At 64.8% G+C, this 25,966-nt stretch carries 24 protein-coding genes; 16 read left to right on the top strand and 8 right to left on the bottom strand.

Features of this window, described 5'->3' with window-relative positions:
• Positions 1-14: 14 nt before the first annotated feature.
• The 4 genes from nhaA to hrpB form a co-directional block, all read right to left on the bottom strand.
• Positions 15-1,211 (bottom strand): Na+/H+ antiporter NhaA, encoded by a 1,197-nt coding sequence (nhaA, locus tag NKJ26_RS04645; protein WP_352694052.1) that lies wholly within the window; start codon positions 1,209-1,211, stop codon positions 15-17.
• A gap of 96 nt (positions 1,212-1,307) precedes the next feature.
• On the bottom strand, positions 1,308-1,871 hold the full coding sequence (locus tag NKJ26_RS04650) for an ActR/PrrA/RegA family redox response regulator transcription factor (protein ID WP_352605314.1): 564 nt from the start codon (positions 1,869-1,871) through the stop codon (positions 1,308-1,310).
• 63 nt (positions 1,872-1,934) lie between these two features.
• Complete coding sequence (locus NKJ26_RS04655) at positions 1,935-3,260, bottom strand: ActS/PrrB/RegB family redox-sensitive histidine kinase (protein ID WP_027023744.1); 1,326 nt, start codon at positions 3,258-3,260, stop codon at positions 1,935-1,937.
• Between the two features lie 267 nt (positions 3,261-3,527).
• On the bottom strand, positions 3,528-5,990 hold the full coding sequence (gene hrpB, locus NKJ26_RS04660) for an ATP-dependent helicase HrpB (protein ID WP_352694055.1): 2,463 nt from the start codon (positions 5,988-5,990) through the stop codon (positions 3,528-3,530).
• Between the two features lie 303 nt (positions 5,991-6,293).
• On the opposite strand from hrpB, the gene NKJ26_RS04665 reads away from it, so the two are divergent.
• The 14 genes from NKJ26_RS04665 to NKJ26_RS04730 all read left to right on the top strand — a co-directional run bounded on the left by NKJ26_RS04665 (position 6,294) and on the right by NKJ26_RS04730 (position 19,594).
• On the top strand, positions 6,294-7,625 hold the full coding sequence (locus tag NKJ26_RS04665; protein ID WP_352694057.1) for an ABC transporter substrate-binding protein: 1,332 nt from the start codon (positions 6,294-6,296) through the stop codon (positions 7,623-7,625).
• 126 nt (positions 7,626-7,751) lie between these two features.
• Positions 7,752-8,699 carry a carbohydrate ABC transporter permease gene (locus NKJ26_RS04670; protein WP_027023747.1) on the top strand — a complete coding sequence of 316 codons (948 nt, stop codon included), beginning with the start codon at positions 7,752-7,754 and terminating at the stop codon, positions 8,697-8,699.
• A complete protein-coding gene (locus tag NKJ26_RS04675; protein ID WP_027023748.1) occupies positions 8,696-9,646 on the top strand; it encodes a carbohydrate ABC transporter permease in 951 nt (316 codons plus the stop codon). Before NKJ26_RS04670 ends, NKJ26_RS04675 begins: the two co-directional genes overlap by 4 nt.
• Positions 9,647-9,992: 346 nt before the next feature.
• The gene (locus NKJ26_RS04680) at positions 9,993-10,196 is read left to right on the top strand and encodes a hypothetical protein (RefSeq protein ID WP_352600130.1); all 204 of its coding nucleotides are present in this window, start codon (positions 9,993-9,995) and stop codon (positions 10,194-10,196) included.
• Positions 10,197-10,198: 2 nt separating this feature from the next.
• Complete coding sequence (locus NKJ26_RS04685; protein WP_352694060.1) at positions 10,199-11,311, top strand: ABC transporter ATP-binding protein; 1,113 nt, start codon at positions 10,199-10,201, stop codon at positions 11,309-11,311.
• A complete protein-coding gene (locus NKJ26_RS04690; protein WP_352600126.1) occupies positions 11,304-12,317 on the top strand; it encodes an ABC transporter ATP-binding protein in 1,014 nt (337 codons plus the stop codon). The genes NKJ26_RS04685 and NKJ26_RS04690 overlap by 8 nt, the downstream gene beginning before the upstream one ends.
• A 96-nt stretch (positions 12,318-12,413) precedes the next feature.
• Positions 12,414-14,057, top strand: coding sequence for a dihydroxyacetone kinase subunit DhaK (locus NKJ26_RS04695; protein ID WP_352694062.1), 1,644 nt, complete (start codon positions 12,414-12,416; stop codon positions 14,055-14,057).
• 71 nt (positions 14,058-14,128) lie between these two features.
• Entirely contained in the window at positions 14,129-14,731 is a 603-nt protein-coding gene (dhaL, locus tag NKJ26_RS04700; protein ID WP_352600122.1) for a dihydroxyacetone kinase subunit DhaL, read from the top strand.
• Positions 14,728-15,117: a dihydroxyacetone kinase phosphoryl donor subunit DhaM gene (gene dhaM / locus NKJ26_RS04705; RefSeq protein ID WP_352600120.1), complete on the top strand. Its 390-nt coding sequence runs from the start codon at positions 14,728-14,730 to the stop codon at positions 15,115-15,117. The genes dhaL and dhaM overlap by 4 nt, the downstream gene beginning before the upstream one ends.
• A 22-nt stretch (positions 15,118-15,139) precedes the next feature.
• Positions 15,140-15,442 (top strand): HPr family phosphocarrier protein, encoded by a 303-nt coding sequence (locus NKJ26_RS04710; RefSeq protein ID WP_352600118.1) that lies wholly within the window; start codon positions 15,140-15,142, stop codon positions 15,440-15,442.
• Entirely contained in the window at positions 15,426-17,042 is a 1,617-nt protein-coding gene (gene ptsP / locus NKJ26_RS04715; protein ID WP_352694065.1) for a phosphoenolpyruvate--protein phosphotransferase, read from the top strand. Before NKJ26_RS04710 ends, ptsP begins: the two co-directional genes overlap by 17 nt.
• Positions 17,043-17,053: 11 nt before the next feature.
• Positions 17,054-17,479 carry a hypothetical protein gene (locus NKJ26_RS04720; RefSeq protein WP_352694067.1) on the top strand — a complete coding sequence of 142 codons (426 nt, stop codon included), beginning with the start codon at positions 17,054-17,056 and terminating at the stop codon, positions 17,477-17,479.
• A gap of 30 nt (positions 17,480-17,509) precedes the next feature.
• Positions 17,510-18,496 carry a dihydroxyacetone kinase subunit DhaK gene (gene dhaK, locus NKJ26_RS04725; RefSeq protein ID WP_352694069.1) on the top strand — a complete coding sequence of 329 codons (987 nt, stop codon included), beginning with the start codon at positions 17,510-17,512 and terminating at the stop codon, positions 18,494-18,496.
• A 69-nt stretch (positions 18,497-18,565) separates the two neighbouring features.
• On the top strand, positions 18,566-19,594 hold the full coding sequence (locus NKJ26_RS04730) for a nucleotidyltransferase family protein (RefSeq protein ID WP_352694277.1): 1,029 nt from the start codon (positions 18,566-18,568) through the stop codon (positions 19,592-19,594).
• Between the two features lie 102 nt (positions 19,595-19,696).
• On the opposite strand, the gene NKJ26_RS04735 is transcribed toward NKJ26_RS04730, so the two are convergent.
• The 4 genes from NKJ26_RS04735 to NKJ26_RS04750 form a co-directional block, all read right to left on the bottom strand.
• The gene (locus tag NKJ26_RS04735) at positions 19,697-20,593 is read right to left on the bottom strand and encodes a phosphoenolpyruvate carboxykinase (ATP) (RefSeq protein WP_352694071.1); all 897 of its coding nucleotides are present in this window, start codon (positions 20,591-20,593) and stop codon (positions 19,697-19,699) included.
• Between the two features lie 86 nt (positions 20,594-20,679).
• Positions 20,680-21,114: a lasso peptide biosynthesis B2 protein gene (locus NKJ26_RS04740; RefSeq protein ID WP_352600162.1), complete on the bottom strand. Its 435-nt coding sequence runs from the start codon at positions 21,112-21,114 to the stop codon at positions 20,680-20,682.
• 13 nt (positions 21,115-21,127) lie between these two features.
• The gene (locus tag NKJ26_RS04745; RefSeq protein WP_352600108.1) at positions 21,128-21,418 is read right to left on the bottom strand and encodes a PqqD family protein; all 291 of its coding nucleotides are present in this window, start codon (positions 21,416-21,418) and stop codon (positions 21,128-21,130) included.
• Positions 21,419-21,859: 441 nt separating this feature from the next.
• Entirely contained in the window at positions 21,860-22,672 is an 813-nt protein-coding gene (locus tag NKJ26_RS04750) for a DUF2259 domain-containing protein (protein WP_352694073.1), read from the bottom strand.
• A gap of 153 nt (positions 22,673-22,825) precedes the next feature.
• On the opposite strand from NKJ26_RS04750, the gene NKJ26_RS04755 reads away from it, so the two are divergent.
• Both NKJ26_RS04755 and NKJ26_RS04760 read left to right on the top strand, forming a co-directional pair.
• Positions 22,826-24,733: a propionyl-CoA synthetase gene (locus NKJ26_RS04755; protein ID WP_352694075.1), complete on the top strand. Its 1,908-nt coding sequence runs from the start codon at positions 22,826-22,828 to the stop codon at positions 24,731-24,733.
• A gap of 117 nt (positions 24,734-24,850) precedes the next feature.
• Positions 24,851-25,933, top strand: coding sequence for an acyltransferase family protein (locus NKJ26_RS04760; protein WP_352694077.1), 1,083 nt, complete (start codon positions 24,851-24,853; stop codon positions 25,931-25,933).
• The last annotated feature ends 33 nt before the right edge of the window (positions 25,934-25,966 follow it).

The following is a 25,966-nucleotide window of genomic DNA, read 5'->3' on the forward strand; positions in this document are numbered from 1 at the left end:
CCGTGATCTTGTCCCTACTCCTCGGCCTCTTCCACCTCACTTGCGGCCGGCGCCAGCAAAAGCACGGCGGCGCCAAGGAGGGCGGCGATGAAGGAGCCGGAGAGGATGCCGACCTTGACGGCGTCCTGCAGCGCCACATTGCTGGCGAAGGCGAGCAGGCCGATGAACAGGCTCATAGTGAAGCCGATGCCGCACAGCAGCGAAATGCCGATCATATGCGTCCAGCCGGCATGGGCCGGCAGATCGGCAAGGCCGAGCCTGATGGCAAGCGCGGAGGAGCCCAGCACGCCGACCAGCTTGCCGATCACCAGGCCGGCGGCGACGCCCAGCGTCAACGGTTCGATCAGCGCGCCAAAACTCAGGCCGGCGAGCGAAACGCCGGCATTGGCGAAGCCGAAGACCGGGATGACGAAAAAGGGCACTATCTTGTGCAGGCCATGTTCAAGCCGGTGCAGCGGCGAATGGTCAAGATCGTGGCTGATGCCGGCGGACCGTTTGAGCGGGATGGTCAATGCCAGCGCCACGCCGGCAAGCGTTGCATGGACGCCCGATTTCAGCACCAGAACCCACAATATGGCGCCGAGCACGAGATAGGGCACCAGCGTCATCACCCGCATGCGGTTGAGCATGACGAGCGCGGCAATGATCGCGAAGGCGGCGCCGAGATAGGTGAGCGACAGGCCGCTGGTGTAGAATATGGCGATGATGATGACGGCGCCGAGGTCGTCGATGATGGCAAGCGCCGTGAGAAAAACCTTCAGCGAGGCCGGCACGCGGCTGCCGAGCAACGACAATACGCCGAGCGCGAAGGCGATGTCGGTGGCGGTCGGGATCGCCCAGCCGGACAGTGCCGCCGCATTGTGGCGATTGATCGCGACATAGACCAGTGCCGGAACCACCATGCCGCCAGCGGCGGCGATGCCGGGCAGGACGCGGCGTGGCCATGTCGAGAGCTGGCCGTCCAGCATCTCGCGCTTGATCTCCAGCCCGACGAGCAGGAAGAACACCGCCATCAGCCCATCATTGACCCAGTGCGACACGCTGAGTGGGCCGAGATAGGCGTGGAGGACGGCAAAGTAGGTTTCCGCCAGCGGCGAGTTGGCGACGATCAGGGCAAGGGCGGCGGCGGCCATCAGGATGATGCCGCCGGCCGCCTCGCCATCGAGAAATTCGCGAAAAATGGAAAACGGCCGCTGCTTCAAGTCCTGCATGTCGCCTCCGTCATGCCGCCTGCCGGTGCGGCGTCATTTTCGAGCGCTGGCGCCGCAAGGAGAAACTGGTCCGACGCGACTGCCTGCGTAGCGACCTCAGCGCGGCGCGCGCTTGGCCAGTATCCGCTGCAAGGTGCGGCGATGCATGTTGAGCCGGCGCGCCGTCTCGGAGACGTTGCGCTCGCACATTTCGTAGACGCGCTGGATATGCTCCCAGCGCACGCGGTCGGCAGACATCGGGTTTTCCGGCGGGGCGGCGCGCTCGCCGGCCGTGCGGGTGAGCGCGGCGAAGATATCGTCGGCGTCCGCGGGCTTGGAGAGGTAATCGACGGCGCCAAGCTTAACCGCGGTCACCGCTGTGGCGATGTTGCCGTAGCCGGTCAGGATGATGGTTCGGGAATCCTGGCGCTTCTCGCGGATGGCGGCGACGACGTCGAGGCCGTTGCCGTCGCCGAGCCGCATATCGACCACGGCATAGGCCGGCGGATTGGCGCGCGCCTTGCCGACCGCTTCCTCGACGCTCTCGGCCGTCTCGACCACGAAGCCCCTGGTTTCCATGGCGCGGGCCAGGCGGGTCAGGAACGGCTTGTCGTCATCGACGATCAGCAGCGAGGTGTCCTCGCCTTCAACCATCGCGCCAATATTCTCATCGCCAGTCATCGTCTTTAAATTCCTGCTGCCTTATTTTTACGCAGATATAGTTTTGCGTCGCTATTGTCCAATTCACGCGGTGTCAAACATCGTCGCGGGAGCCGCTTCCGGGTTCAGGAAGACAGTTCGCGGCCACGATATCCGCACGATGGCGCCCTCGCCCAGGCCGCTCGAATTGCGGAAGTCGAGCGTGGCACCCGAGCGTTCGAGCAGCGTCTTGGCGATGAACAGGCCGAGCCCCAGGCCGCCGCCGGCCTCATTGCCCTGGCGCGTCGACATGTAGGGCTCGCCGATGCGGTCGATGATCTCGGGCGGAAAGCCGGGGCCGTCGTCGATGATCGAAAAGCTGACGGTGGCCTCGTCCCAGCTCCAGCGCACGGTGACGCTCTTGCGGGCGAAATCCACGGCGTTCTCGACCAGATTGCCGAGGCCGTAGATGACGCCCGGATTGCGGCGCCCGACCGGCTCGGGCCCGATGCGTTCGCCAGGACGAAGCTTGATCGAGATGCCGAAATCGCGATGCGGCGCTGTGATCTCCTCGACCAGCGAGGTCAGCGGCAGCCGGGATAGATGCGCCTCGCCCTCGGACGACAGGCTGGTCAGGCGCTTGAGGATTTCGCGGCAGCGCTCGCTCTGCGACCGCAGAAGCTTGACGTCATCGCCGTATACGGGATCCTTGCCAAGCGCCTTTTCCATCTCCTTGGCGACAAGCGTGATGGTGGCGAGCGGCGTGCCGAGTTCGTGCGCCGCCGCCGCCGCCAGGCCGTCGAGCGCCGAAAGGTGCTGCTCGCGCTGCAGCACCAGTTCGGTGGCGGCAAGCGCATTGGCCAGAAGCCGCGCTTCGGCGGCAACCCGGAAGGCATATATGGCGGTAAAGGCGATCGACGACAGCACCGCCATCCACATCCCGGCGACATAGATGAAGGGCATGGCCAGCGGCGCGCCTTTAGACCAGGGCAACGGCAAATGGAAAAAGACCAGCAGCGTTGCCGCGACCATCACCAGCCCACCAAGGATGGCGGTCAGGCGCAGGGGCAGCGACGTCGCCGAAATAACGACGGGCACGGTCATCAGCAGCGAGAACGGATTGGTCAGACCGCCGGTCATGTAGAGCAGCCCGGCGAGTTGCAGGCTGTCGAAGATGAGGATGCCGAACGCCGCGACCGGCGTGAGCCGATGCGCGGCGGGAAACCGGAAAGCCAGAAACAGGTTCATCCAGGCCGAACAGGCGATCAGCGCGAAACAGAGGCTGACGGGCAGCGGGAATTTCAGGCCGTAGGCGACGACTACCACCGTCACGCTCTGACCAACGATGGCAAGCCAGCGCAGCCGGATCAGCGTGTTGAGGCGCAGTCTCTGGCTCTGCTGGAAATCGGGTAAGCGCAAAACGTTGATCATGGGTCAAGGATTACTGCCGCGAGAGGGCGAGCGCTAGTAGAACCGCACCGGGGATTGGCGGATCGGAGATCCCTGGGCCGCCAGAAGCAGGAGCGACGACGTCGGGACCCTGGGCCCTTGATCAAAGCGGGCAGCGGAGCTGAATTCGGCACCGCAGCAGCGCTCGAAAATCGCGGCATGGATCCTCGGGTCTGCGCTGCGTCGCTACGCTCCTTGCTCCGCCCGTGGATGACGAAGCAAGGCGGTCCGTCAAAGCTTCTGCCAAGGCTAGGTGCCGCGCGGCTTGGCGCGGCTGGTGGCGGCGGCGAGCAGCGGATTTTCCGGCCAGACATGCTTTGGGTAGCGGCCGCGCATGTCGGCGCGCACATCGGCCCAGGAGCCGCGCCAGAAGCCGGGCAGGTCGCGCGTCGTCTGGATCGGCCGGTGCGCCGGCGACAACAGTTCGAGCGTCAGCGGCACCGTGCCGTTGGCGATCGAAGGATGGCGGTCGAGGCCGAACAGTTCCTGCACGCGGACCGCCAGGACGGGCCACTCGCCGTCGTAGCGGATCGGCACATGGCTGCCCGACGGAGCATCGAAATGGGTCGGCGCCAGCACATCGATCCGGCGCTGGAGATCATGCGCCACGAGCGTGGCCAGCCCTGCCGAAACGACACCCGGATCGATGGCTGCGAAGGATGCCGCGCCGGGCAGGAATGGCAGCAGCCAGTCGTCGAGACGCTCGAGAAGTGCCGTGTCGGACATATCGGGCCAAGGCGCGCCAAGGCCGCGGTGCAGCCAGGACAGCCGCTGGCGCAGGGTTTGCGCCTCCTTGCTCCAGGTCAGCAGGGAAAGCCCATGTTCGCGAACCGCGTCGAGAATGGCGCGATCGGCTTCGCCGCCGGTTGGCGGCGGCAGCATGCGCTCGGCGAGCGTGATGGCGCCGAGACGCACCGTTTCGCGCACGCGCACGGCGCGGCGCTCGCGGTCGAAGCTGGTTTGCCGGCGCGTTTCGATCCGATCTGTCAGCGTGGCGCGGATATCGTCCTCGCTGATTGCCGCCGCCGCCGCGATGCGCGCATTCTGCGCCTTGCCCTGCAGATCGGCGACAACCAGAAACGCCTCGCCGGCAAGCGGATCGGCGGCGTCGAGCATGGCCCCGGAGCCGTTGGCCAGCACGAAACGGCCCCGCTCGCCGCGCGCCTTGGCGACGCGGTCCGGCCAGGCGTGGATAAGGAGAGGACCAGCTGAAACGGCTTCGCCGTCGTTCGTTCCGCCCACCTGCCTCGCCAGTCGCTCGGCGAGCTGCCGCGCAGCCGTCGCACGCGGCGATCTTTCCACGCGAAAGCGCATCAGCCGCCGTTCGAGATCGGCGCCGTCACCGCCCAGCCCGCGTTCGGTCAGCAAAACCGCGAGCATGGCCGCCTCGTGGGCATGACCGCTGCGGGCCGCCTCGGCGACCATATGCGCCAGCCGCACCGGCAGAGCGAGCTTGCGCATCGAGGCGCCCGCTTCCGTCAGCCGCCCTGCCTCGTCGATGGCATCGAGCGCGCGCAGCAGCGTCCTTGCCTCGTTGAGCGCCGGCGCCGGCGGCGGATCGAGGAAGGCGAGGCTCGTCGGATCGGCGACGCCGAAGGCGGCGCAGTCGAGCAGCAGGCCCGACAGATCGGCTTCGAGGATTTCCGGCGGCGTGAAGGCGGGCAGTGCCGCCGTTTGCTCGGCGCGCCACAGCCGGATGGCGACCCCAGCTTGCGTACGGCCGGCGCGGCCGGCGCGCTGGTCGGCGGAGGCCTTGCTGACGCGCACGGTTTCCAACCGCGTCAGGCCGCTGGCCGGCTCGTAGCGCGGCAACCGCGACAGGCCGGAATCGATGACGACGCGCACGCCGTCGATGGTGATGGAGGTCTCGGCGATCGAGGTGGCCAGCACCACCTTGCGGCGGCCCGACGGCGCCGGCCTGATCGCCGCGTCCTGCGCCTTGCCATCGAGCATGCCGTAGAGCGGCACGATATCGGTGTCGGCGCCGACCTTGCCGGCCAGCCGCTCGGCGGTGCGCTCGATCTCGCGCTGGCCGGGCAGGAAGGCAAGCACGCTGCCACTCTCGTCGGCCAGCGCGGCGCGGATCGCCTTGGCCATCGCGTCCTCGATTGTCGTGCCGGCCGGCCGTTCGTCGTAGCGGATGTCGACCGGAAATGCGCGGCCCTCGCTTTCGATCACCGGCGCGCCCGACAGCAGCTTTGCGACATGGGCGCCGTCAAGGGTCGCCGACATCACAGCCAGGCGCAGGTCCGGGCGCAGCGCTCCCTGCACATCGAGCGCCAAAGCGAGGCCGAAATCGCCGTCGAGCGACCGCTCGTGGAATTCGTCGAAGATCACAGCCGAGATTCCGGGCAGTTCGGGATCGTCGAGGATCATCCGCGCCAGCACGCCTTCGGTGACGACCAGTATTCTTGTCTTGGCCGAAGTGCGGTTCTCCATGCGCATGGCGTAGCCGACGGTGGCGCCGGGCTCCTCGCCCAGCAATTGCGCCATGCGGCGGGCGGCGGCGCGCGTTGCGAGGCGGCGCGGCTCCAGCAACACGATCTTGCCGGCACCCAGCCATGGCGCATCGAGCAGCGCCAGCGGCACCAGCGTCGTCTTGCCGGCGCCTGGCGGCGCCACCAGCACCGCGCAGTTGCCGGAGCCGAGCGCCTCGCCCAGCGCCGGCAGCACGGCGGATACCGGAAGCTCCGGCAAAGGTTTTGTGATCATCGGTCCAGGAATGCTTTCGCTTCCGCCCGCATATCAGCGGCGGCGGTGGTCTTGCAACTCATGCGGCCCGGAGCCGGCTCAAAGACGGGTCCGGGAATAGCGCCCCGTACCCGACCGCACTTCCTCGGACCATGCTGCGGCGCAGCAACGAATTCGCTTGCTTTGTTTAGTAAAAATTGCATCACTAAACAAATTACTAAACATCCGCCGCGCTCCGGCGCCGCGATGTTTGGGCCCCCTGAGGAGAGGGGTCGAGATTCTCGAGACCGTCATCCGGCGCGTTTCGCAAAATGGGAGGAAGGCATGAAATCGAGCTTGAAACTGACGTTGGGACTGGCCTCGGCGATTACAGCGTCGACAGCCTTGTCGAACGCCGCGCACGCTGAAGACCTGACGCTATGCTGGGCCGCCTGGGACCCGGCGAACGCGCTTGTCGAACTGTCCAAGGATTTTACCAAGGAAACCGGCATCGGCATGAAATTCGAGTTCGTGCCATGGACCAACTATGCCGATCGTTTCCTCAACGAGCTGAACTCGCACGGCAAGCTGTGCGACCTGATCATCGGCGACAGCCAGTGGATCGGCGGCGCCGCCGAGAACGGCCATTACGTCAAGCTGAACGACTTCTTCGACAAGGAGAAGATCAGCATGGACGATTTCGTGCCGGCAACCGTCGTCGGCTATTCGGAATGGCCGAAGAATACGCCCAACTACTGGGCGCTGCCGGCCATGGGCGACGTCGTCGGCTGGACCTATCGCAAGGACTGGTTCTCCAAGCCGGAGCTGCAGAAGGAATTCAAGGAGAAGTACGGCTGGGATCTCGGTCCGCCGACCACCTTCGATCAGCTGAAGCAAGTCGCCGAATTCTTCCAAAAGCGGCAGATCGACGGCAAAACCGTCTATGGCGCCTCGATTTATACCGAGCGTGGCTCGGAAGGCATCACCATGGGCGCCATGGACGTGCTCTACAGCTATGGCTTCCAGTACGAGAACCCGAACAAGACATACGAGATGCATGGCTTCGTCAATTCCGACAAGTCGGTGAAGGGGCTGGAATTCTACAAGGCGCTCTATGATTGCTGCACTCCGCCGGGCGCGTCGAACAGCTACATGGGCGAAGGCGTCGACGCCTTCAAATCCGGCCAGGTGGCGATGCACATGAACTTCGCCTTCACATGGCCCGGCCTGCAGAAGGACGAGAATGTCGGCGGCGACAAGATCGGTTACTTCGTCAATCCGAAGGGGCCTGACGGCGATCAGTTCGCGCAGCTCGGCGGACAGGGCATCTCGGTCGTGTCCTATTCCGACAAGCAGGAAGCGGCCCTGAAATACATCAAGTGGTTCGCCAACAAGGATGTCCAGGGCAAGTGGTGGTCGCTCGGCGGCTATTCCTGCCTCAACGCGGTGGTCAAGGACCCGAAATTCCCGGCCAGCCAGCCCTACGCGCAGACCTTCCTGGACTCGATGGCCATCGTGAAGGACTTCTGGGCGGAACCGAGCTACGCGCCGCTGCTGCAAGCCTCGCAGAAGCGCTTCCACGACTATGTCGTCGCCGGCCAGGGTTCGGCCAAGGATGCGCTCGACGGACTGGTCAAAGACTGGACCCAGGTGTTCCAGGACGATGGCAAGATGTAACTGGGGCAAGATGTAACCGGCTCCTCCCGAGCTAGGCCGAAGCGTCCCGTGCCGCCCTTGGCACGGGACGCGGTTCAGATAAATTCCACGACAGAGACGACTGAAGTGACCGAAGCAGGACTTACCATGCTCAATCGGACCGCGGAGAACGTTGCCCGGGCGACCCCGGAACCGTTGGCCCGCAAGGTCCGGGGCATCAGCGACAAGGGCCTCGCCTGGCTGTTCATCTCGCCGACGATCCTGTTGCTGCTCGCCATCAACATCTTTCCGCTGTTCTGGGCGATCTACCTGTCGTTCACCAATTACCGCGCCAACCGGCCCAACGAAGTGGTGAAGAACCTCGGCTTCGCCAACTACCGGCGCATCCTCGGCGACCAGGACATCTGGATCGCCATGCAGACGACGGCGCATTTTGTGTTCTGGACCATCCTGTTGCAGACGCTGATCGGCTTCACGCTGGCCTGGCTGATCGACAGGAAGTTCCGCGGCCATGCCTTCTGGACGACGCTGATCCTGGTGCCAATGATGCTGTCGCCGGCCGTCGTCGGCAATTTCTGGCGCTTCCTCTACGAGCCGCAGATCGGCCTGTTCGCCTATGCCATCTCGTTCGTGTCGGGCATTCCGCCGACAAACATCCAGATGCTGTCCAACGTGTCGCTGGCGCCGTGGTCGATCATCATAGTCGATACCTGGATGTGGACACCCTACGTGATGCTGATCTGCCTCGCGGGCCTGCGCTCGATCCCCGAATACATCTATGAGGCGGCCGAGGTCGACCGCGCCTCCAACTGGCGGCAGTTCTGGTCGATCACGCTGCCGATGGCGCTGCCCTTCATCATGCTGGCGGTGCTGTTTCGCGGCATCGAGAACTTCAAGATGTTCGACATGGTCAATCTGCTGACCGGCGGCGGCCCTGGCTCGACCACCGAGGTCGCCTCGATCACGCTGAAGCGGCAGGCCTTCGAGAGCTGGCGCACGGGCTATTCCTCGGCCTTCGCGATCATCCTGTTCGTCGCGGTGTTCGGGCTGGCCAACATCTACGTCAAGGCGCTCAACAAGGTGAAGCAGAGATGAGCCTGACCACAGCCCATTCCGTCGTCGCGCCCACGGCCAATTCGAAGCGAATCGCCGGCGCGATCATCATCGCCTATGCGCTGATCTCGATCGTGCCGCTGCTGTGGATCTTCGCCACCAGCTTCAAGACGCCACCGGACTCGATCGCCTACCCGCCGAAGGTCGTGTTCCAGCCAAGCCTGGAGGGCTATTGCAACCTGTTCACGACGCGGACGCGACAGACGCCGGAATACATCAACTCGCTGGGACCGGCGACCGGTTTCTGCGACGAGACGACCCGCAAGCGCAACATGGTGATCGCCGGCCCATCCAACTTCCTGCCGCGCTTCGTCAACTCGCTGATCATCGCTTTCGGCTCGACCTTCTGCGCCGTTTTCCTCGGCACGCTGTCGGCCTACGGCTTCTCGCGCTTCAAGGTGCCGCTGGCCGACGACCTTCTGTTCTTCATCCTGTCGACGCGCATGATGCCGCCGATCGCCGTCGCCATTCCGATCTACCTGATGTACCGCGAACTCGGCCTGTCCGACACGGCGCTCGGCATGATCCTGCTCTACACGGCGGTCAACGTGTCGCTGGCGGTCTGGCTGCTCAAAGGTTTCATCGACGAAATCCCGCGCGAATATGAGGAGGCGGCGATGATCGACGGCTACACGCGGCTGCAAGCCTTCTGGCGCACCGTGCTGCCGCAGGCGACCACCGGCATCGCCGCGACCGCCATCTTCTGCCTGATCTTCGCCTGGAACGAGTATGCCTTCGCGGCCCTGTTGACCTCCGGCACCGCACAGACCGCGCCGCCCTTCATCCCGACCATCATCGGCGAAGGCGGCCAGGACTGGCCGGCGGTGGCGGCCGGCACGACGATCTTCCTGGTGCCGATCCTGGTTTTCACAATCCTGCTTCGCAAGCAATTGCTGCGCGGCATCACCTTCGGCGCGGTGCGCAAATGATTAGTGTGGGAATAGGAAGCCGAGGGTGCCATCGTGTCCCTCCCCTTCGTTCACGGCTACGGTATCGACACATTTGCGAACGCTTGGCGTTTGGCGATAGCGTGCATGGCAGGCAGGCGCGCGCATGGTCTCGCGCCGCGCCAAGGCCCCCCACAATCGGTCTTGCGCCGCGCCCCACCTCTCCCCCGATCGACGGGGTAGAGGAAGGGCGCGATCTTCATTCAGCCAGGCTCCGTTCCTCTCCCTCCGGAGGGGGGAGAGGTGGCGCTGCGAAGCAGCGACGGAGTGGGGGAACCACCTGGCAACCATCACTCCCCGTGAACGGGGAGAAGGAAGGGAGCTACCCATGACGCGCTCAGCCATTTCCAAAAAATCACCATGGCCTCGCTGGGCCAGGCGCGGCCTGATGGAAAACATCGCCACGGCGCTGATCGCCATCGGCTTCCTGATGCTGTTCCAGCCCTTCGCGCTGTCGCTCTACACCTATTCCTTCGTCACCATGCTCGCCGGCACAGTGATGTTCATCATCGTCTCGAAATTCCCGGAATAATCATGGCCGAAATCCGCGTCCAGAATCTGAGAAAGGCGTTCGGCGATTTCGTCGCCGTGCAGGATTCCAATTTCGTCGTCGAGGACGGCGAGTTCTTCGTCATGCTCGGACCATCTGGCTGCGGCAAGACGACGACCTTGCGCATGATCGCCGGGCTCGAACTGCCGACCGGCGGCCAGATCCTACTCGGCGGCGAGGACGTCACCATGCTGCGGGCGCGCGAGCGCGACATCGCTTTCGTCTTCCAGCTGTTCGCGCTCTATCCGCACATGAACGTGCGCAAGAACATCGGCTTTCCCTTGCTGGCGCAAGGCATGCCCTCGGCCGAAATCCGCGCACGGGTCGAGGAGACGGCGAAGCTCCTGCGCATCGATCATCTGCTCAACAAATCCGTCTCCGGGCTTGCCGGCGGCGACCGCCAGCGCGTGGCGCTGGGCCGGGCCATCGTGCGGCGGCCGAAATGCTTCCTGATGGACGAGCCGCTGGGGACCCTTGACACCGAATTCCGCGATTTGATGGTCCATGAGTTGCGCGAACTGCACAACCGCATCCACGCCACCACGGTCTATGTCACGCACGACCAGATGGAAGCGATGTCGATGGCCGACAAGATCGCGGTGATGAACCATGGCGTCATCGAGCAGTTCGGTACGCCGCGCGAGATCTACGACCGCCCGGCGACCATGTTCGTCGCCGACTTCATCGGCTCGCCGCCGATGAATTTTCTGGGATTTGGCGGCGGGCTCGCCAAGGGCGCGAAGGAGATCGTCGTCCAGGGTGCGAAGGTCGCTGTGCCGGAGGTGCGCGAGGATATCGCACCGGCCGACATGGCGCTCGGTATCCGCCCGGAACACATCCGTTTCGATGATGCTTCCAAGCTGCGTGGCGCCATCTACGGCACCGAGTATCTCGGCACCACGCAGATCGTCGCTGTGGAAACGGCGGACGGCATCATCAAGGCACGGGTGCCGGCGGAGATCCGGCTCTCCACCGGCGACCGTGTCGGCCTGTCGCTGAGCAGCGCGCGCCTGTCGCTGTTCGAGAAGGGATCCGGACGCGCGGTGAGAACCGCGATCCACGATGTGGCCTCGGAACGGAGAGCACAGCATGGCTGAGGTGCACATCAAGAACGTGACCAAGAGTTTTGGCGACCATGTCGCCGTCAACGGTCTCGACCTCCATATCGCCGATGGCGAATTCGTCGTGCTGCTCGGGCCGACCGGGGCCGGCAAGACGACGACGCTGCGGCTGATCGCCGGGCTGGAGCGGCCGGATGCCGGCACGATCGAGATCGGCGGCCACAATGCGACGACGCTTTCGCCGGCCGAGCGCGACACCGCTTTCGTGTTCCAGCAATATTCGCTCTATCCGCATCTGTCGGTGTTCGACAATCTTGCCTTCCCGCTGCGCTCGCCGGCGCGGAGAATACCGGAGGAGCAGATCCGCCGCCGGGTCGAAGAGGTGGCGAAGATGGTGCGCATCCATCACAAGCTCGCCAACCGCTCGACCAAGCTGTCGGGCGGCGAAATGCAGCGCGTCGCCATCGGCCGCGCGCTGGTGCGCAAGCCCTCGATCTATCTGATGGACGAGCCGCTGTCGTCGCTCGACGCCAAGCTGCGGGCGGATCTCAGGCTCGAATTGAAGCGCATCCAGTCCGAACTCGGCGCCACCATGCTCTACGTCACGCACGACCAGATCGAGGCGATGACCATGGCCGACCGCATCGGCATCCTCACCGAGGGCGTGCTGGTGCAGATCGGCTCGCCGAGGACGATCTATTCCGAGCCGGCAAACCTGCATGTCGCGGCCAGGCTCGGCCAGCCGGCGATCAATCTTTTGCCGACCGGGCTGTTGCCCGATGGCGGGGCGCCCACCGGTACCAGGACGATCGGCGCACGCACCGAGCATCTGGCTATCGAGAAGGCCGCCAATGGCCATGCCGACGGCATCGTCGACTGGGTCGAGCATCTCGGCGACCAAAACCATCTGCATGTGACGGTTGGGGCAAGGAAGCTTGTGACGCTGACCGATCCCGACACGGATCTGGCGCAAGGCGACAGAGTGATGATCCGCTACCGCTCGCCGCTCTATTTCGGCGCCGACGGGCAACGACTGATGTGAATGGGGCTGATGGGAACGGTTTTCGGTGTCTCCCTCTCCAAGGGTCCAACACCGGCTTCTGATTGATGACTGCGCACAAGTGACTGGACGAATTCGATGAAGCACTTTTTCAACCGCAGGGAAACGATCGTCACCGAGGCGCTGGACGGCGTCTTGCGAACCATCGGTTCGGGCGATCTCGTGCGCCTCGACGGCTATCCCGAGATCAAGGTCATCCTGCGCGCCGACTGGGACAAGACGAGGGTCAGCGTCGTCTCCGGCGGTGGCGCCGGACACGAACCGTCGCATGCCGGTTTCGTCGGCAAGGGCATGCTGACGGCAGCGGTTTCGGGCGAGATCTTTGCCTCGCCGAGCGTCGAAGCGGTGCTGGCCGCCATTCGCGCCGTCACCGGTCCGGCCGGCTGCCTGCTGATCGTCAAGAATTACACCGGCGACCGCCTCAATTTCGGCCTGGCGGCCGAGAAGGCGCGCGCCGAAGGGTTTCGTGTCGAGATGGTGATCGTCGCCGACGATATCGCGCTGCCCGACATTGCCCAACCGCGCGGTGTCGCCGGCACCTTGTTCGTGCACAAGATATCAGGCCATCTGTCGGAAGCCGGAGGCGACCTGGCCGACATCGCGGCGGCGGCGCGAGCGGCGGCGAAGGACATTGTTTCGCTCGGCATGTCGCTGTCGTCCTGCTCCATCCCCGGCCAGCCGCATGAAGACAGGTTTGGCGAAAATGACGGCGAGCTTGGCCTCGGCATTCATGGCGAGCCGGGCGTCGAGCGCATCGCGGTGCAAAGCGCCGACAGGCTCGTCGCGATCATGGCGGAGCGGCTCGCGGCGCGGCTCGATCCGGACGCCGTTCATGCGTTGCTGATCAACAATCTCGGCTCGGTGCCACCGCTCGAAATGTCTGTTATCGCCAATGCGGTGCTTGCCTCGCCACTCGCCAGAACGATCAAGCTGACGATCGGACCCGGACCGCTGATGACGGCGCTCAACATGAACGGTTTCTCGCTGTCGCTGATCCGTCTCGACGCAGCGCGCGAAACGGCCTTGCTGGCGCCGGTCGGCCCACACGCGTGGATGCAAGCCAAGCCGGTCGTTGCGCCCGATGTCGTGCCCATGGCAAAGGCAGCCGGACTTAGCGCGGCACGCAAGCCCAGCCAGGATGCACGCACCAGACGCCTTGTCGTCACGGTCTGCGAGCGGCTGATCGCGCTCGAAACTACATTGAACGGGCTCGACGCCAAGGCGGGAGACGGCGATACCGGTTCCACGGTGGCGACCGGCGCGCGCAGTGTGCTGGAGCGGCTTGATGAATTGCCGCTGGCCGACCCCGCGGCGACCCTTGGCGCGATCGGCGATATTTTGAGCGCGTCGATGGGAGGTTCCAGCGGGGTGCTGCTGTCGATCTTCTTCACGGCGGCCGCGCAGGCCCTGGACAGCGGCGCCGACGTGGCCAAGGCGCTGCTCGCCGGCCTTGAGCGGATGACCTTCTATGGCGGCGCGAGGATGGGCGATCGCACCATGGTCGACGCGCTGGAGCCTGCCCTGAAGGCGCTCGATGCCGACGGGCTGGAGGAAGCAGCGGCAGCGGCCGCACGCGGCGCCGAGGCTACCGCGGCGATGGACAAGGCGAAGGCCGGGCGGTCCGCCTATGTCGGCAGCAAGCTGCAAGGCGTTGCCGATCCCGGCGCTCATGCGGTGGCCGAAGTCTTCGCGGCCGCGGCCACGCTGCTTGTCGCGGCCTAGGCATGCTCCAGTTGTCGAATGAGCGTTCTTTCGATACTGCCGGCAGGACGGAAACCGGGAACTTGGGTGACATGGCGGCGTTGGACCTTTCCAGGCTGATCACAGCGGCCGCGGACACGATCGTCGCGCACGCCGACGCGTTGACGGAACTCGACCGGGCGATCGGCGACGGCGACCACGGGCTGAACATGAAGCGCGGCTTCGAGGCCGTACGCGCGGAGACCGAGGGGTTTTCGGCCAAGCCGCTGCCGGACGCTTTGAAGGCGATCGGCACCAAGCTGGTGATGACCGTCGGCGGTGCTTCGGGTCCGCTGTTCGGCACCTTGTTCATGGCGCTCGGCAAGGAGATCTCCCCCGCGCCCGATCGCGCCGACCTGACGGCAGCTTTCGGCAAGGCGATCGAAGCAGTGGCCGCGCGCGGCAAGTCGCAAGTTGGACAAAAGACCATGCTCGATGTGCTGCAACCGGTGCATGACGCCTTGGCCCAGGGAAAGACGGCTTCTGAAATCGCCGATATCGCCGACGCGGCGGCCGAGGCGACCGTGCCGATGAAGGCGCTGCGGGGCCGCGCATCGTTCCTTGGCGAGCGCTCGATCGGCCATATGGATGCCGGCGCGCGCTCGACTGCGTTGCTGGTGCGCACGGTCGCGGAAATTCTTGGGAAGAACGCATGAGCAATGTCGGCATCGTCATCGTCTCGCATTCGCCGCTGGTCGCGGAGGGCACGGCCGACATGGTGCGCCAGATGGTGGGCGACGAAGTGCCGCTTGCATGGTGCGGCGGAAACGGCCATGGCGGGCTCGGCACCAATGTCGAGGCGATCATGGGCGCCATCGACAAGGTCTGGTCGGAAGCCGGCGTCGCCATCCTGGTCGATCTCGGCGGCGCCGAGACCAACTCAGAAATGGCTGTGGAGATGATCGGCGAGCCGCGGGCGCACAAGATCATCGTCTGCAATGCGCCGATCGTCGAAGGCGCGGTCATGGCGGCGACCGAGTCGTCCGGCGGCGCGACGCTCAGGGAAGTGGTGGCGACGGCGCACGAATTGTCGCCGTCGTGAACGAACGGGAATCTTGAAAGATATGTCCGCAGCCGCCGAAGCGACCGTCCTGATCAGCCACGATGTGGGGCTGCACGCGCGTCCTTCGGTGAAGCTCACCAAGCTTGCCAAGACCTTCGCCGCCGATGTGGAAATAGCACTTGCCGCCAATGGGCCGTGGTTCGACGCCAAGAGCATCGTCAAGGTGATGGCGGCCAAGGCGCCGAAGGGCACCGTGCTGCACATCAGGGCCAGCGGCGATGGCGCCAACGAGGCCGTCGACGCGCTGGTCGAACTGGTGCGGCGTGATTTCGACGAAGGCGCGGACCATGTCCGGACCGCTTAGGCTGCAAGGCATTTCGGCCTCGGCCGGCTATGCCGAAGGGCGGCTGTTCGATCTCGACCGGATCGCCGCATCCTATGTCGGCAAGGCAGCAATCGCCGAAGAGAGTGCGGCGCTCGCAACCGCAATCAACATTGCGGCGGGTCGCCTCACCGCATTGATCGAAACCGCTGACAGCGATGCCGCCGACATTCTCGAATTCCAGATCGCCATGCTGGCGGACGAGGCGCTGAGCAGTCCGGCCTTCTCCGCCATAGATGGCGGCCAGCCGGCGGATCAGGCCTGGCGGCAGGCGCTCGACGCCGAGATCGCCGGCTACGAAGCTTCCGATCAGGATTATTTCCGCGCGCGCGCCGCCGACATACGCGACATCAGGGACCAGGTGCTGCGAGCTCTGACCGAGGACGGCGACGTCCAGGCGCCAGCCGGCGCCATTCTCTACGGTGAGGACATCGCGCCGACGCGTTTTCTCGAAACCGACTGGAACGCCGGTGGCGGGATCGCGCTGAAGGCCGGCAGCACGGCGAGCCATGTCGCGATGCTGGCGCGCTCGCGCGGCGTGCCGATGATTGTGGGGCTTGGGATGGCCGGATCCGGCTTGGTTGACCTCGACGCCTCGGCGACCACCCTAGCCGGCATCGCACTGCTCGACGCGGAACATGGCGTGATCCTGCTTTCGCCATCGAAGGCCGAAATCGACGCGTTCCGCCACTTGTCCTCATCGTTCTCGGCGCGCCGCGACCGGGCCGGGACGTTCCTGGCGCGGCCGGCAGTGACCAGGGCCGGGACGTCCGTGCGCGTGCAGGTCAACATCGCCGGCCCGTCCGACGTCGACGGCATCGACATCGCGACCTGCGACGGCGTCGGGCTGATGCGCACCGAATTCCTGTTCGGCAAGACTTTGCCTGATGAGGAGACGCAGTATCGCGCCTATCGCAAGGTGCTGGAATGGGCCGGCGACAAGCCGGTGACGATCCGCACCGTCGATGCCGGCGGCGACAAGCCGGTGCCGGGCTTCACCGTCGAGGAGGGCAATCCGTTCCTCGGCCTGCGTGGGATCAGGCTGTCGCTGGCAAGACCGGAGGTGTTTCGTGTACAAATCCGCGCGCTGCTGCGCGCCGCTGTCCACGGCAACCTGAAAGTGATGTTCCCGATGATCGCCATTGCGGAGGAGTACAGGCAGGCGGCGGCGCTGTTCGCCGAGGAACAGGCAGCGCTCGCCGCGCGCGGCGTCGCGCATAAAATGCCGCCGCTCGGCATCATGGTCGAGGTGCCTTCGGTGGCGATCGCGCCGGAGGCCTTCGCCGAAGCCGCCTTCTTTTCGATCGGCTCCAACGACCTCACCCAGTATGTCATGGCGGCCGCCCGCGACAACGCTGCCGTGGCGCATCTCAATTCGGTGCGGCATCCGGCCGTGCTGCGGCTTGTCGCTGCGGTGACGGCATTCGGCTTGCGCGAAGAAATCCCGGTCAGCCTGTGCGGCGACGCCGGCGGCGATCCCGCCTCGATCCCGTCTCTGCTCGAGGCGGGCCTGCGCGATCTTTCCGTCGCTCCGGCGCAACTCGCCATGGCCAAGGCGGCCATCGCGGATGTTCCGGTCTAGGCTCGGCTGGCATGGTCGACGACAAGACACCTGAACCCGGCTCCGAAGAGGCGATCCGCGCCTACAAGACGATCCTGTCGCAGGTCATCGACCAGCGCCCGTCCGGCATGCGCCAGCGCCTTGCCGACGCGCTTGGCAAGCATCGCAGCTTCGTGACGCAGATTTCAAGCCCGGCCTATTCGATCCCGATCCCGTCGAAGCATTTGCCTTCGATCTTTTCCGTCTGCCATTTCAGTCCGGCCGAGCGCGACCAGTTTCTCGCCGCCTACCATCAGGCGCATCCGGGAAAAATGTCGATAGCGGCAGGCATGCGCAAGACGCGGCATGTCTCGCTCATCGTGCCCGATTTCGGCGACGACAAGCAGAACGCTGCGCTCGACAAGGCGGTGAACGACTTTATTCAGAAGATCACGAGCATCGCCGGCAAGGGCGGCTGACATTCTTGCCGGGCTGTTTGGGAGGACACCATGAAGAAATTTATGAACTCGGTGGACACGGTGCTGACCGAGAGCCTCGATGGTTTCGTCGCCGCCCATGCCGATATTCTCGCGCTCGGCGACGGGCACAAATTCATCCGCCGCAAGACCTTGCGGCCCGGCAAGGTGGCGCTGATCTCCGGCGGCGGCTCCGGTCATGAGCCGCTGCATGGCGGCTTTGTCGGCCACGGCATGCTGGACGCCGCCTGCCCCGGACAGGTGTTCACCTCGCCGACACCCGACCAGATGCTGGCGGCGGCGGAAGCCGTCGACACCGGCGCCGGGTGCCTGTTCATCGTCAAGAACTATGAGGGCGACGTGATGAACTTCGACATGGCGGCCGAAATGTCGGAAGGCGTGCTGCAGATCCTGACCAACGACGACGTCGCCGTCGAGAATTCCTCTTATACGACCGGCCGGCGCGGCGTCGCCGGCACGCTGGTGGTCGAAAAGATCGTCGGCGCGGCGGCCGAGCAAGGCCTGGCGCTCGCACCGTTGAAGGTGCTGGGCGAACGCGTCAACGATGCCACCCGCTCGATGGGCGTGGCGCTGACCAGTTGCACGGTGCCGGCGGCCGGCAAGCCGACCTTCGACATCGGCGCCGGCGAGATGGAGTTCGGTGTCGGCATCCATGGCGAGCCCGGCCGCCGACGCGACACGCTGAAGAGCGCCGACGCCATCGCCGAGGAGATCTGCGCCGCGATCCTCGGCGATCTCGGCGACAAAGCGAAAGGCCCGGCGCTGCTGTTCGTCAACGGCTTCGGCGGCACGCCGCTGATGGAGCTCTATCTGATGTACAACAGCGCACGGCGAATTTTCGAAGGGCACGGGGTGACGGTGACGCGCTCGCTGGTCGGCACCTATGTCACCTCGCTCGACATGGCCGGCTGCTCGATCACGCTGACCATGCTCGATGACGAGACGACCGCGTTGTGGGATGCTCCAGTCCACACGGCGGCACTGCGCTGGGGCATGTAACGCTGGCTTCGACCACGCTTTTCTGCAACCATCCCGGACAATCCTTTTATCGCAACATTGTCCGGGTTGATGCTGCCACTCCTCAACTCCGCTGAAGAAAAGCTGCTGCTGCGCTACGCGGACCCAGAGGCATCGGCCGTAGATGCCGATTTTTTGCCGGCGAAGGCTTTGTCGGCACTCCTCGACAATGCCGAGTTCCATGGCGTCCTGCCGATCATGCTGCGCAAGCTAAGCGAGCGCGGCGAGCATCCGCGAAGGGATGCGGGTCTGCAAGCCAAGCTGGATGCGCTGCGCCGGAAAGCGACGATCGCCACCGGCCAGTCGATGCTGCTGCAATATCACGGCGACCGCATCATGAAGGGGCTGGCGTTGGAGGACGTTCCGGCGCGGATCGTCAAAGGACCGGTCTTCGCGCGAAAGCTTTACCGCCACGTATCCGACAGGCCGTTCACCGACATCGACATCCTCGTCGAGCCCGCCAATCTGTCGCGCGCGAACCAGGTGATCGCGGCCTGCGGCTTCGAGCTTGGCAGCAACGAGGCCCAGTCCTACGGGCTGCGGGAGTTCAAATGGCTGGAAAAGGAGAATTCCAGCCTGCTGGTCGAACTGCATGGCGATCTGGTGCACGACACCGGCATGCGGCGCCGCCTGTCGCTGGGCTTCCACGAGTTGCATGCCATCGACGGCGAGGCGACGGACTCTCCGGCAGCACTTTTGACGATCGCGATCGTGCATGCCGCCGGCGGCCACAAATTCCATCGGCTGCAGCTTTGCGTCGACGTGCTGCAAGGCGTGCGGGCGCTGCAGTCGGCGGAATCGGAAACCCGCCTGCTCGACGCCGCCCGCATGACCGGCATCGAACTCGAACTGGCGATCGTGCTCAATGTGACCGGCCAGTTGTTCGGCGAGCGCCGCGCGCTTGAACTCGCCGGACGGATCAAGCCCGGTCTCTCCATACGACTGGCCAAGCGGCTGATCACGACGAACACGCTGCTCAGCGTCAACGCCAGGGACAAGCTCGGCTCGCGCCTGCGCCGTGATGCCTTCCGGTGGATCCAGCGGCTGGCCAGGGCGAGAGCAATTCCAGAAAAAATGTGAACGGTTTTCCGTCCGGAATCGCGGCTGACAGGGAGATGGAGCGGTTTGGCGTCCGGTGAAACGACGAACCGCTCCCGGCCATAAGCCGCCTGGCTGGGCCGTTCAGTCCCTTACCGACAATGCCGAGCGGATCAGCGCCGCCGCGTCGGCCGGACGGTCGCCCACTTCCAGCCTGAAGGCCGGCACCGAGGAGACCAATCCGGCGATCGTCGCCAGCCGGCGCATCTGCAGCGGCAGCAGGCCGGTCATGCCTGTGCGAACATTGTCCATCGCCAGCGCCACCATCGCGTCGGTCCTGGCCATGGCGACGAGCCGGGTTCCGCTATCGGCGGACCGCGCCAGGTGCAAGAGCCCGGCCACCGGCCTGGCGGACGGGTTTTCGATCCGTACCGTCTCGCCCAGCCGCTCCAGCGACACGGCCTGCTCGCCGTTGCGGTCCCATGAAGGGCCGAGGCATGGCGACACAAGCGGGATCATCTCGGCCGTGTTCTGGTGGATCTTGACGTGGCGCGGCAAACCCCAGGCCGAGGGCATGGGCGAAGCGACATTCAGGATCATGGCATCGTCGGAGCAAAGGCCGAATCCCTGCATTGCCAAGGCCAGCGACGTCGTGGTCTTGCCCGTGCCGCTTGGCGCATGGATCAGCACGACGGCATCGCGATCCGGCAGCGTCAGGCCGGCGGTGTGCAGCATATGCTGGCCGCCGGCATCGAGCGCGGCGTCGAGGACCAGCATCGATGGCGTCCATGGGGCTTTTGCGGCAGGGCGGAGCCGGAGTTTGGCCCAACCCTCCTGGTCGTTGATCTCGACGGTCTGGCGTCCGGGAAAGACAAGGTGGACGGTGCCGCCGTCCGCGATCATCCGGCAATAGCCCTCCTCGGGTATTTCGCCGTCGAAGACGAGCGATCCCTCGGGCGCCTCGTCCAGAACCTCGGCTTCGGCGACATCAAGGCGGAAATCCGGTTCGACGGGACCTGTGATGCGCAGTTTCGCAAGCATTCTTTCGAAATCCCGCCACAGCTCCGGACGTTCGGCCGAGATGGCGAAGATTGGGCCGTTGAGGCCATAGAACGCTGAAGGTCTGGTCACGCGGGACGCAGCTTTGTCGCATCGGCATGGTGGCGATAGATCTCGATCATGCCGGGAAGGCGGTCGCTGACCACCGGCTTGCCATCGAGGCAGACCCAGCAGTGCGCCGTCAAGCGCCGCGCCTGCATCGACTGCGGATCGACGCCGAAGCGCAGGTCCGGATCGAAGCCGGCAAGGCGCAGGAAACGATGGCCGAGCAGACCTTCCCGCAGGCATCTGCGGTCGCGCATCAGCCAAGGATGGCGCACAGTGCGGCCGACGCTGGCCACGACATAGGCGGACGGCAAGCCGCGGTAGGGCGTCGACGAGGAGAGCGGCGCCCATTTCAGCACCTCCTCGAAACCGCGATTGGCGACCAGGACCGGCATCAGCCGCGCGCTTGCCCAGAGATGGCAGCGGAATAAGGCGCGCAGGAGAGGACCGTCGGCCATCACGCGCGTACCTTTAGCCATCGAGCATCGGGGCGGCAAGGATACCTTCAGTGACCAGATCGGTGGCCAATGCCGCCATGTCTTCGTCGAGCGTACCCTTGTCGACCTCGAATTCCTCGCAGAGCAGGCTGACGATCTGGTCGAGACTGCGCGCGCCGTCGACCTTGCCAAGAAACGCTTCGGTCGTGCCGTTGCACGTGTAGAGCTGGCCACTGCGCGCCAAAAGCACCACGGCGCCGTCGCCAACATGCTGGACCGAGGCGTCGTCGGCCAGCCGCAGAATCGTTCCAGAGGCAATTTCCACCGCACACCCCGAGCCATGCCAGATGGCGGAAAATAGCTTGACCGTGGGATGCTGTCTATTGGCCGCCCAACTGTCGCCTGGTATCGTCCGGCTCCATGTTGTGACTGTGGCAAATCGATATCGCGCCGCCGGCAGATCGCGGCCAGTAATCGCCCCAGAAATGGCCTCCCATGCGGCACCACGAGCCGCGAAGTGCCTGGGCAGGGCCGTTGCTTTTCTTCCCCAGAGTAAGGTAAGGACTCTCCGGGTGTCGGGAGAGGCAGCGTATGCGTTACAATTGGGAACGGGCTCCGACGAGCTTCGAACGTCACGGAAAGGCCTTGGCGACGGCCATTTTGATCTTCGGCGGCATCGGCCTCATGTTTATGGCTTTGCCGATCTGATTTCTCGACGCGCAAGTTGGCGGGTCCGGTGAAGCCGGAGCTTCTGCCAATCCCGCGGTCAACGCGCCTGGCCGGTCACGGCAATGAAGCGGCGGTCGCGCCCCTCGAAGCCCTGGCTGAACCGCTGCACCAGCACGACTATGACGGCCGGCTTGCCGCCCGGCTTGAATTCGTAGACTTCCGAGAGGCCATATGACGTCGGGCAGTTTCTCGAACCGGGCACGGTCTTGTCCTCATGCAGGATCTTGAACGGTTTGCCGTCCTGGCCTAGCAGCGTCAGTCGGAAACCGAGCGCCTTGCCCGATGTGTCGCCTTGCTGGGTGTTGTCGAAACTCGCCGAACAGTCGCTCGTGCTGGCTGCCGCCATCTGATCGAGCTGGATGGTCGAGATGCCGAGTTCGTCATAGCTCGGCGCAAGCCATGTCTGCGAAACCTGCTCAAGACGGGAAATGTCGTTGTAGGCAACCATCTCGCCGGGAAAGGTGAATTTGTCGAAAGCCGTCCGTTGGCCGGGCGATGCGATGGCATATCTTGCGAGCAAAGGCGCCGCCTTGGCGGCTGCCTGCGCCCTCGCCTGATCGAGGGTAAGCGTCGCCTCCTCGGATTCATCGATCACCAGGATCGACTTGCCGCCGACAAACGCGTCGATACGCGTGTCGATGATATCGATCTGCGAATAACCGGAAGCGGAAGCGCCGGCATCGAGCGTGCCGTATTGCTCGAAGGCAAAGTAATTGCCGTCGGGCGAGAAGCCGATGACGCGCCTTGCCGCCGCATCGCCGGCCCAGGCGGATCCGGCGGAGACCGCCAGCGCGACGCCCAGCATCAACGCAAAGCGCGACTTCGCCATGCCCCACCACGGATGCCGCATTCTCTCATCCCCCGCTGCCTCGACCGCAGGCCACGATGCCGCACCTTTGCGGCCAACACCAGACCGGCTCAGACGAATTGAGGGAAGACATCGCCGGAAAAAACAGCATAGGCTATTGCCAAAGACGGCAAATCGTTCCTGGGGAGGATGCGGATGGCTTCACGCTACCACGAGGTTTATGACGGCTGGAGGCGCGACCCGGAAAAATTCTGGGCTGACGCGGCCGGCGCCATCGACTGGTACTCGCCCCATGACAAGGTTTTCGATGCCAGCGCCGGCGTCTATGGCCGCTGGTTTACAGGCGCCACCTGCAACACCTGCTACAATGCCATCGACCGCCATGTCGCGGGCGGCCGCGCCGACCAGATCGCGCTGATCCATGACAGCGCCATCACCGGAACGGTCAAGAAATTCACCTATGCCGAGTTGAAGCGCGAGGTGGTGGCGCTGACCTCGGTGCTGAAGAACCGCGGCATCGCCAAGGGCGATCGCGTCATCATCTACATGCCGATGGTGGCGGAAGCGGCCATCGCCATGCTCGCCTGCGCCCGCATCGGCGCCGTGCACTCGGTCGTCTTCGGCGGCTTTGCGTCGCATGAACTTGCCACCCGCATCGACGATGCCAGGCCGAAGCTGATCATTTCCGCATCCTGTGGCCTGGAGCCGGGCCGTATCGTCGCCTACAAGCCGCTGCTCGACAGAGCGATCGAAATGTCCCACCACAGGCCGGACGCCTGCCTCATCCTGCAACGCGACCAGCTGCGCTGCGAATTGAAGGACCATTTCGACATCGACTACGCCGACGCCGTCGCGCGCGAGCGAGCGGCCGGCGCCAATGTCGACTGCGTGCCGGTGCTCGCCACCGATCCGCTCTACATCATCTACACATCGGGCACGACCGGCCAACCCAAGGGCATCGTGCGCGACAATGGCGGCCACATGGTCGCGTTGAAATGGACGATGGACAACGAGTTCGGCGTCAAGCCGGGCGAGGTGTTCTGGGCGGCATCCGACGTCGGCTGGGTGGTCGGCCATTCCTACATCGTCTACGGGCCGCTGCTGCATGGCTGCACTAGCGTCATGTTCGAAGGCAAGCCGGTCGGCACGCCCGACGCCGGCACTTACTGGCGGGTGATAGCGGAGCACGGCGTCGTCGCGCTGTTCACCGCGCCGACGGCGTTTCGGGCGATCAAGGGACAGGACCCGAAGGGCGAGTTCATTCCCAAATACGATCTGTCGAAATTCCGCACACTGTTCCTCGCCGGCGAGCGCGCCGATACGGAAACCATCAAATGGGCGGAGCAGAAGCTCAATGTGCCGGTGGTCGACCATTGGTGGCAGACCGAGACCGGATCGCCGATGACGATCAACCCCGCAGGCCTCGGCCTGCTGCCGGTGAAGTACGGCTCGCCGGGCGTGCCTATGCCCGGCTACGACATTCGCATTCTTGACGATGCCGGCCATGAAGTGAAGCGCGGCACGCTGGGCAATGTCGTGGTCAAGCTGCCGCTGCCGGCCGGCTGCCTGCCGACGCTGTGGAATGCCGACCAACGGTTTCGCCAAGCCTATCTCGACGAGTTCCCCGGCTTCTACAAGACCGCGGATGCCGGCATGGTCGATGAGGACGGCTATCTCTATGTGATGGCCCGCACCGACGACATCATCAATGTCGCCGGCCACCGGCTGTCGACCGGCGCGATGGAGGAAGTGCTCGCCGCCCATCCCGATGTCGCCGAATGCGCCGTCATCGGCGTCGCCGATGCGATGAAGGGCCAGGTTCCGCTCGGCTTCGTGGTGCTGAACGCAGGCGTGGCACGCGAGACCGGTCTCATCGAGAGCGAAGTGGTCGGCCTGGTGCGCGAACGGATCGGCCCGGTCGCCGCCTTCAAGACGGTGCTGACGATCAAGCGCCTGCCCAAGACGCGGTCGGGCAAGATCCTGCGCGGCACCATGCAGAAGATCGCCGACAAGGAGGAATGGACGATGCCGGCGACCATCGACGATCCGGTCATTCTGGACGAGATCGCCGCGGCGCTGAAGGAGCGCGGGTTCGGGGTGTAGATCGTCTAGGTCAAGCTCCGACGGAACGCGATTCCCCCTGCACGGCGCCCAATCTTTTGTTGTGCAATGCAGCAATCCATCTTAAAGTTCTGATGGGGGGCTATCCAGCGGCACGGTATGGCTCAGCAAAAAACTACGTTTGGCGGCGTCGACATCCTGCGGTTTCTCGCCGCCGTACTTGTCATGGTCTATCACTACGGCTTCTGGGTGTGGGCCTATCCGGACGGCCTCTCGGCGCAAGCCACGGGCGGGGTTCCGGCGCAACCGGCAATAGGCGCCTGGGTCGAATCCGGCTGGATTGGCGTCCAGATCTTCTTTGTCATCAGCGGCTTCGTCATCGCCTTCAGCGCCGAGAAATCGACGCCGTTGCGATTTTTCGAGGCACGGGTCAAAAGGCTGGCGCCGGCGGTCTGGATCTGCGCGCCGGTCACCGCGGTGCTGTTGCTGGTGATCGGTGTCAGCTGGCCGACCGATGCGGTGATCAGGCTCGTGCGCACCGCCCTGTTCGATCCCTATGGTCCGTGGGTGGACAGCGTCTACTGGACGCTCGGCATCGAGATCGCCTTCTATGCCATCGTGTGGGTTCTGCTGCGGCTCGGCCGCTTCCATCTGATGGGGGCTGTCGCCATCGCTATCGGCGTGGTCAGCACGCTGTTCTGGTGCCTCTACTATCCGCTCGGCTGGTCCGACTTCGCCGAGACGCGCTGGCTGCAGCTCACTCTGGTGCACCATGGCTGCTTCTTCGCCGTCGGCGTCCTGCTCTGGGTGATGCGGTTCAAGGCGGTGACAGTCTCGCGCATGGCCTTCTGCCTGCTGTTCCTGGGCGGCGGCGTGCTGCAGATCGCCAGTTCGGTCGACGTCCGCAGCGTCAAGGTCGATGCCGTGATGCCCTATGCGCCGCCAATCCTCATCTTCCTGGTCGCCATCGCCTTGATGGCATGGTCGCTGCGGCTCGACCTCAGCTGGAGCGGCTGGCGCCGGATCGGCCTGATGACCTATCCGCTCTATCTGATCCACGACGTCATCGGCGCGGCGATGCTCGGGGCCATGGTGCGCGCCGGACTGCCATATATCCTGTCGATGGCGACGGTCGGCGCTACCATGATCGCGGCAAGCTGGCTGGTCGCGACCGAAGCCGAACCGCGCATCCGGCTGCTGCTCGACCACACCATTTTCCGCTACCGCCTGAAGGCGGCGTAGAGGCGGGTGGCATAGAGCGGGATTCACTTGAAT

Origin of the sequence: Mesorhizobium sp. M0152 (genome assembly GCF_040322415.1) — a bacterium.
Classification (GTDB): domain Bacteria; phylum Pseudomonadota; class Alphaproteobacteria; order Rhizobiales; family Rhizobiaceae; genus Mesorhizobium.

Excerpts from the sequence above, each read along its gene's own strand:
- nhaA (WP_352694052.1), bottom strand. The coding sequence starts at position 1,211 with ATGCAGGACTTGAAGCAGCGGCCGTTTTCCATTTTTCGCGAATTTCTC.
- NKJ26_RS04650 (WP_352605314.1), bottom strand. The coding sequence starts at position 1,871 with ATGACTGGCGATGAGAATATTGGCGCGATGGTTGAAGGCGAGGACACC.
- NKJ26_RS04655 (WP_027023744.1), bottom strand. The coding sequence starts at position 3,260 with ATGATCAACGTTTTGCGCTTACCCGATTTCCAGCAGAGCCAGAGACTG.
- hrpB (WP_352694055.1), bottom strand. The coding sequence starts at position 5,990 with ATGATCACAAAACCTTTGCCGGAGCTTCCGGTATCCGCCGTGCTGCCG.
- NKJ26_RS04665 (WP_352694057.1), top strand. The coding sequence starts at position 6,294 with ATGAAATCGAGCTTGAAACTGACGTTGGGACTGGCCTCGGCGATTACA.
- NKJ26_RS04670 (WP_027023747.1), top strand. The coding sequence starts at position 7,752 with ATGCTCAATCGGACCGCGGAGAACGTTGCCCGGGCGACCCCGGAACCG.
- NKJ26_RS04675 (WP_027023748.1), top strand. The coding sequence starts at position 8,696 with ATGAGCCTGACCACAGCCCATTCCGTCGTCGCGCCCACGGCCAATTCG.
- NKJ26_RS04680 (WP_352600130.1), top strand. The coding sequence starts at position 9,993 with ATGACGCGCTCAGCCATTTCCAAAAAATCACCATGGCCTCGCTGGGCC.
- NKJ26_RS04685 (WP_352694060.1), top strand. The coding sequence starts at position 10,199 with ATGGCCGAAATCCGCGTCCAGAATCTGAGAAAGGCGTTCGGCGATTTC.
- NKJ26_RS04690 (WP_352600126.1), top strand. The coding sequence starts at position 11,304 with ATGGCTGAGGTGCACATCAAGAACGTGACCAAGAGTTTTGGCGACCAT.
- NKJ26_RS04695 (WP_352694062.1), top strand. The coding sequence starts at position 12,414 with ATGAAGCACTTTTTCAACCGCAGGGAAACGATCGTCACCGAGGCGCTG.
- dhaL (WP_352600122.1), top strand. The coding sequence starts at position 14,129 with ATGGCGGCGTTGGACCTTTCCAGGCTGATCACAGCGGCCGCGGACACG.
- dhaM (WP_352600120.1), top strand. The coding sequence starts at position 14,728 with ATGAGCAATGTCGGCATCGTCATCGTCTCGCATTCGCCGCTGGTCGCG.
- NKJ26_RS04710 (WP_352600118.1), top strand. The coding sequence starts at position 15,140 with ATGTCCGCAGCCGCCGAAGCGACCGTCCTGATCAGCCACGATGTGGGG.
- ptsP (WP_352694065.1), top strand. The coding sequence starts at position 15,426 with ATGTCCGGACCGCTTAGGCTGCAAGGCATTTCGGCCTCGGCCGGCTAT.
- NKJ26_RS04720 (WP_352694067.1), top strand. The coding sequence starts at position 17,054 with ATGGTCGACGACAAGACACCTGAACCCGGCTCCGAAGAGGCGATCCGC.
- dhaK (WP_352694069.1), top strand. The coding sequence starts at position 17,510 with ATGAAGAAATTTATGAACTCGGTGGACACGGTGCTGACCGAGAGCCTC.
- NKJ26_RS04730 (WP_352694277.1), top strand. The coding sequence starts at position 18,566 with ATGCTGCCACTCCTCAACTCCGCTGAAGAAAAGCTGCTGCTGCGCTAC.
- NKJ26_RS04735 (WP_352694071.1), bottom strand. The coding sequence starts at position 20,593 with ATGCTTGCGAAACTGCGCATCACAGGTCCCGTCGAACCGGATTTCCGC.
- NKJ26_RS04740 (WP_352600162.1), bottom strand. The coding sequence starts at position 21,114 with ATGGCCGACGGTCCTCTCCTGCGCGCCTTATTCCGCTGCCATCTCTGG.
- NKJ26_RS04750 (WP_352694073.1), bottom strand. The coding sequence starts at position 22,672 with ATGCGGCATCCGTGGTGGGGCATGGCGAAGTCGCGCTTTGCGTTGATG.
- NKJ26_RS04755 (WP_352694075.1), top strand. The coding sequence starts at position 22,826 with ATGGCTTCACGCTACCACGAGGTTTATGACGGCTGGAGGCGCGACCCG.
- NKJ26_RS04760 (WP_352694077.1), top strand. The coding sequence starts at position 24,851 with ATGGCTCAGCAAAAAACTACGTTTGGCGGCGTCGACATCCTGCGGTTT.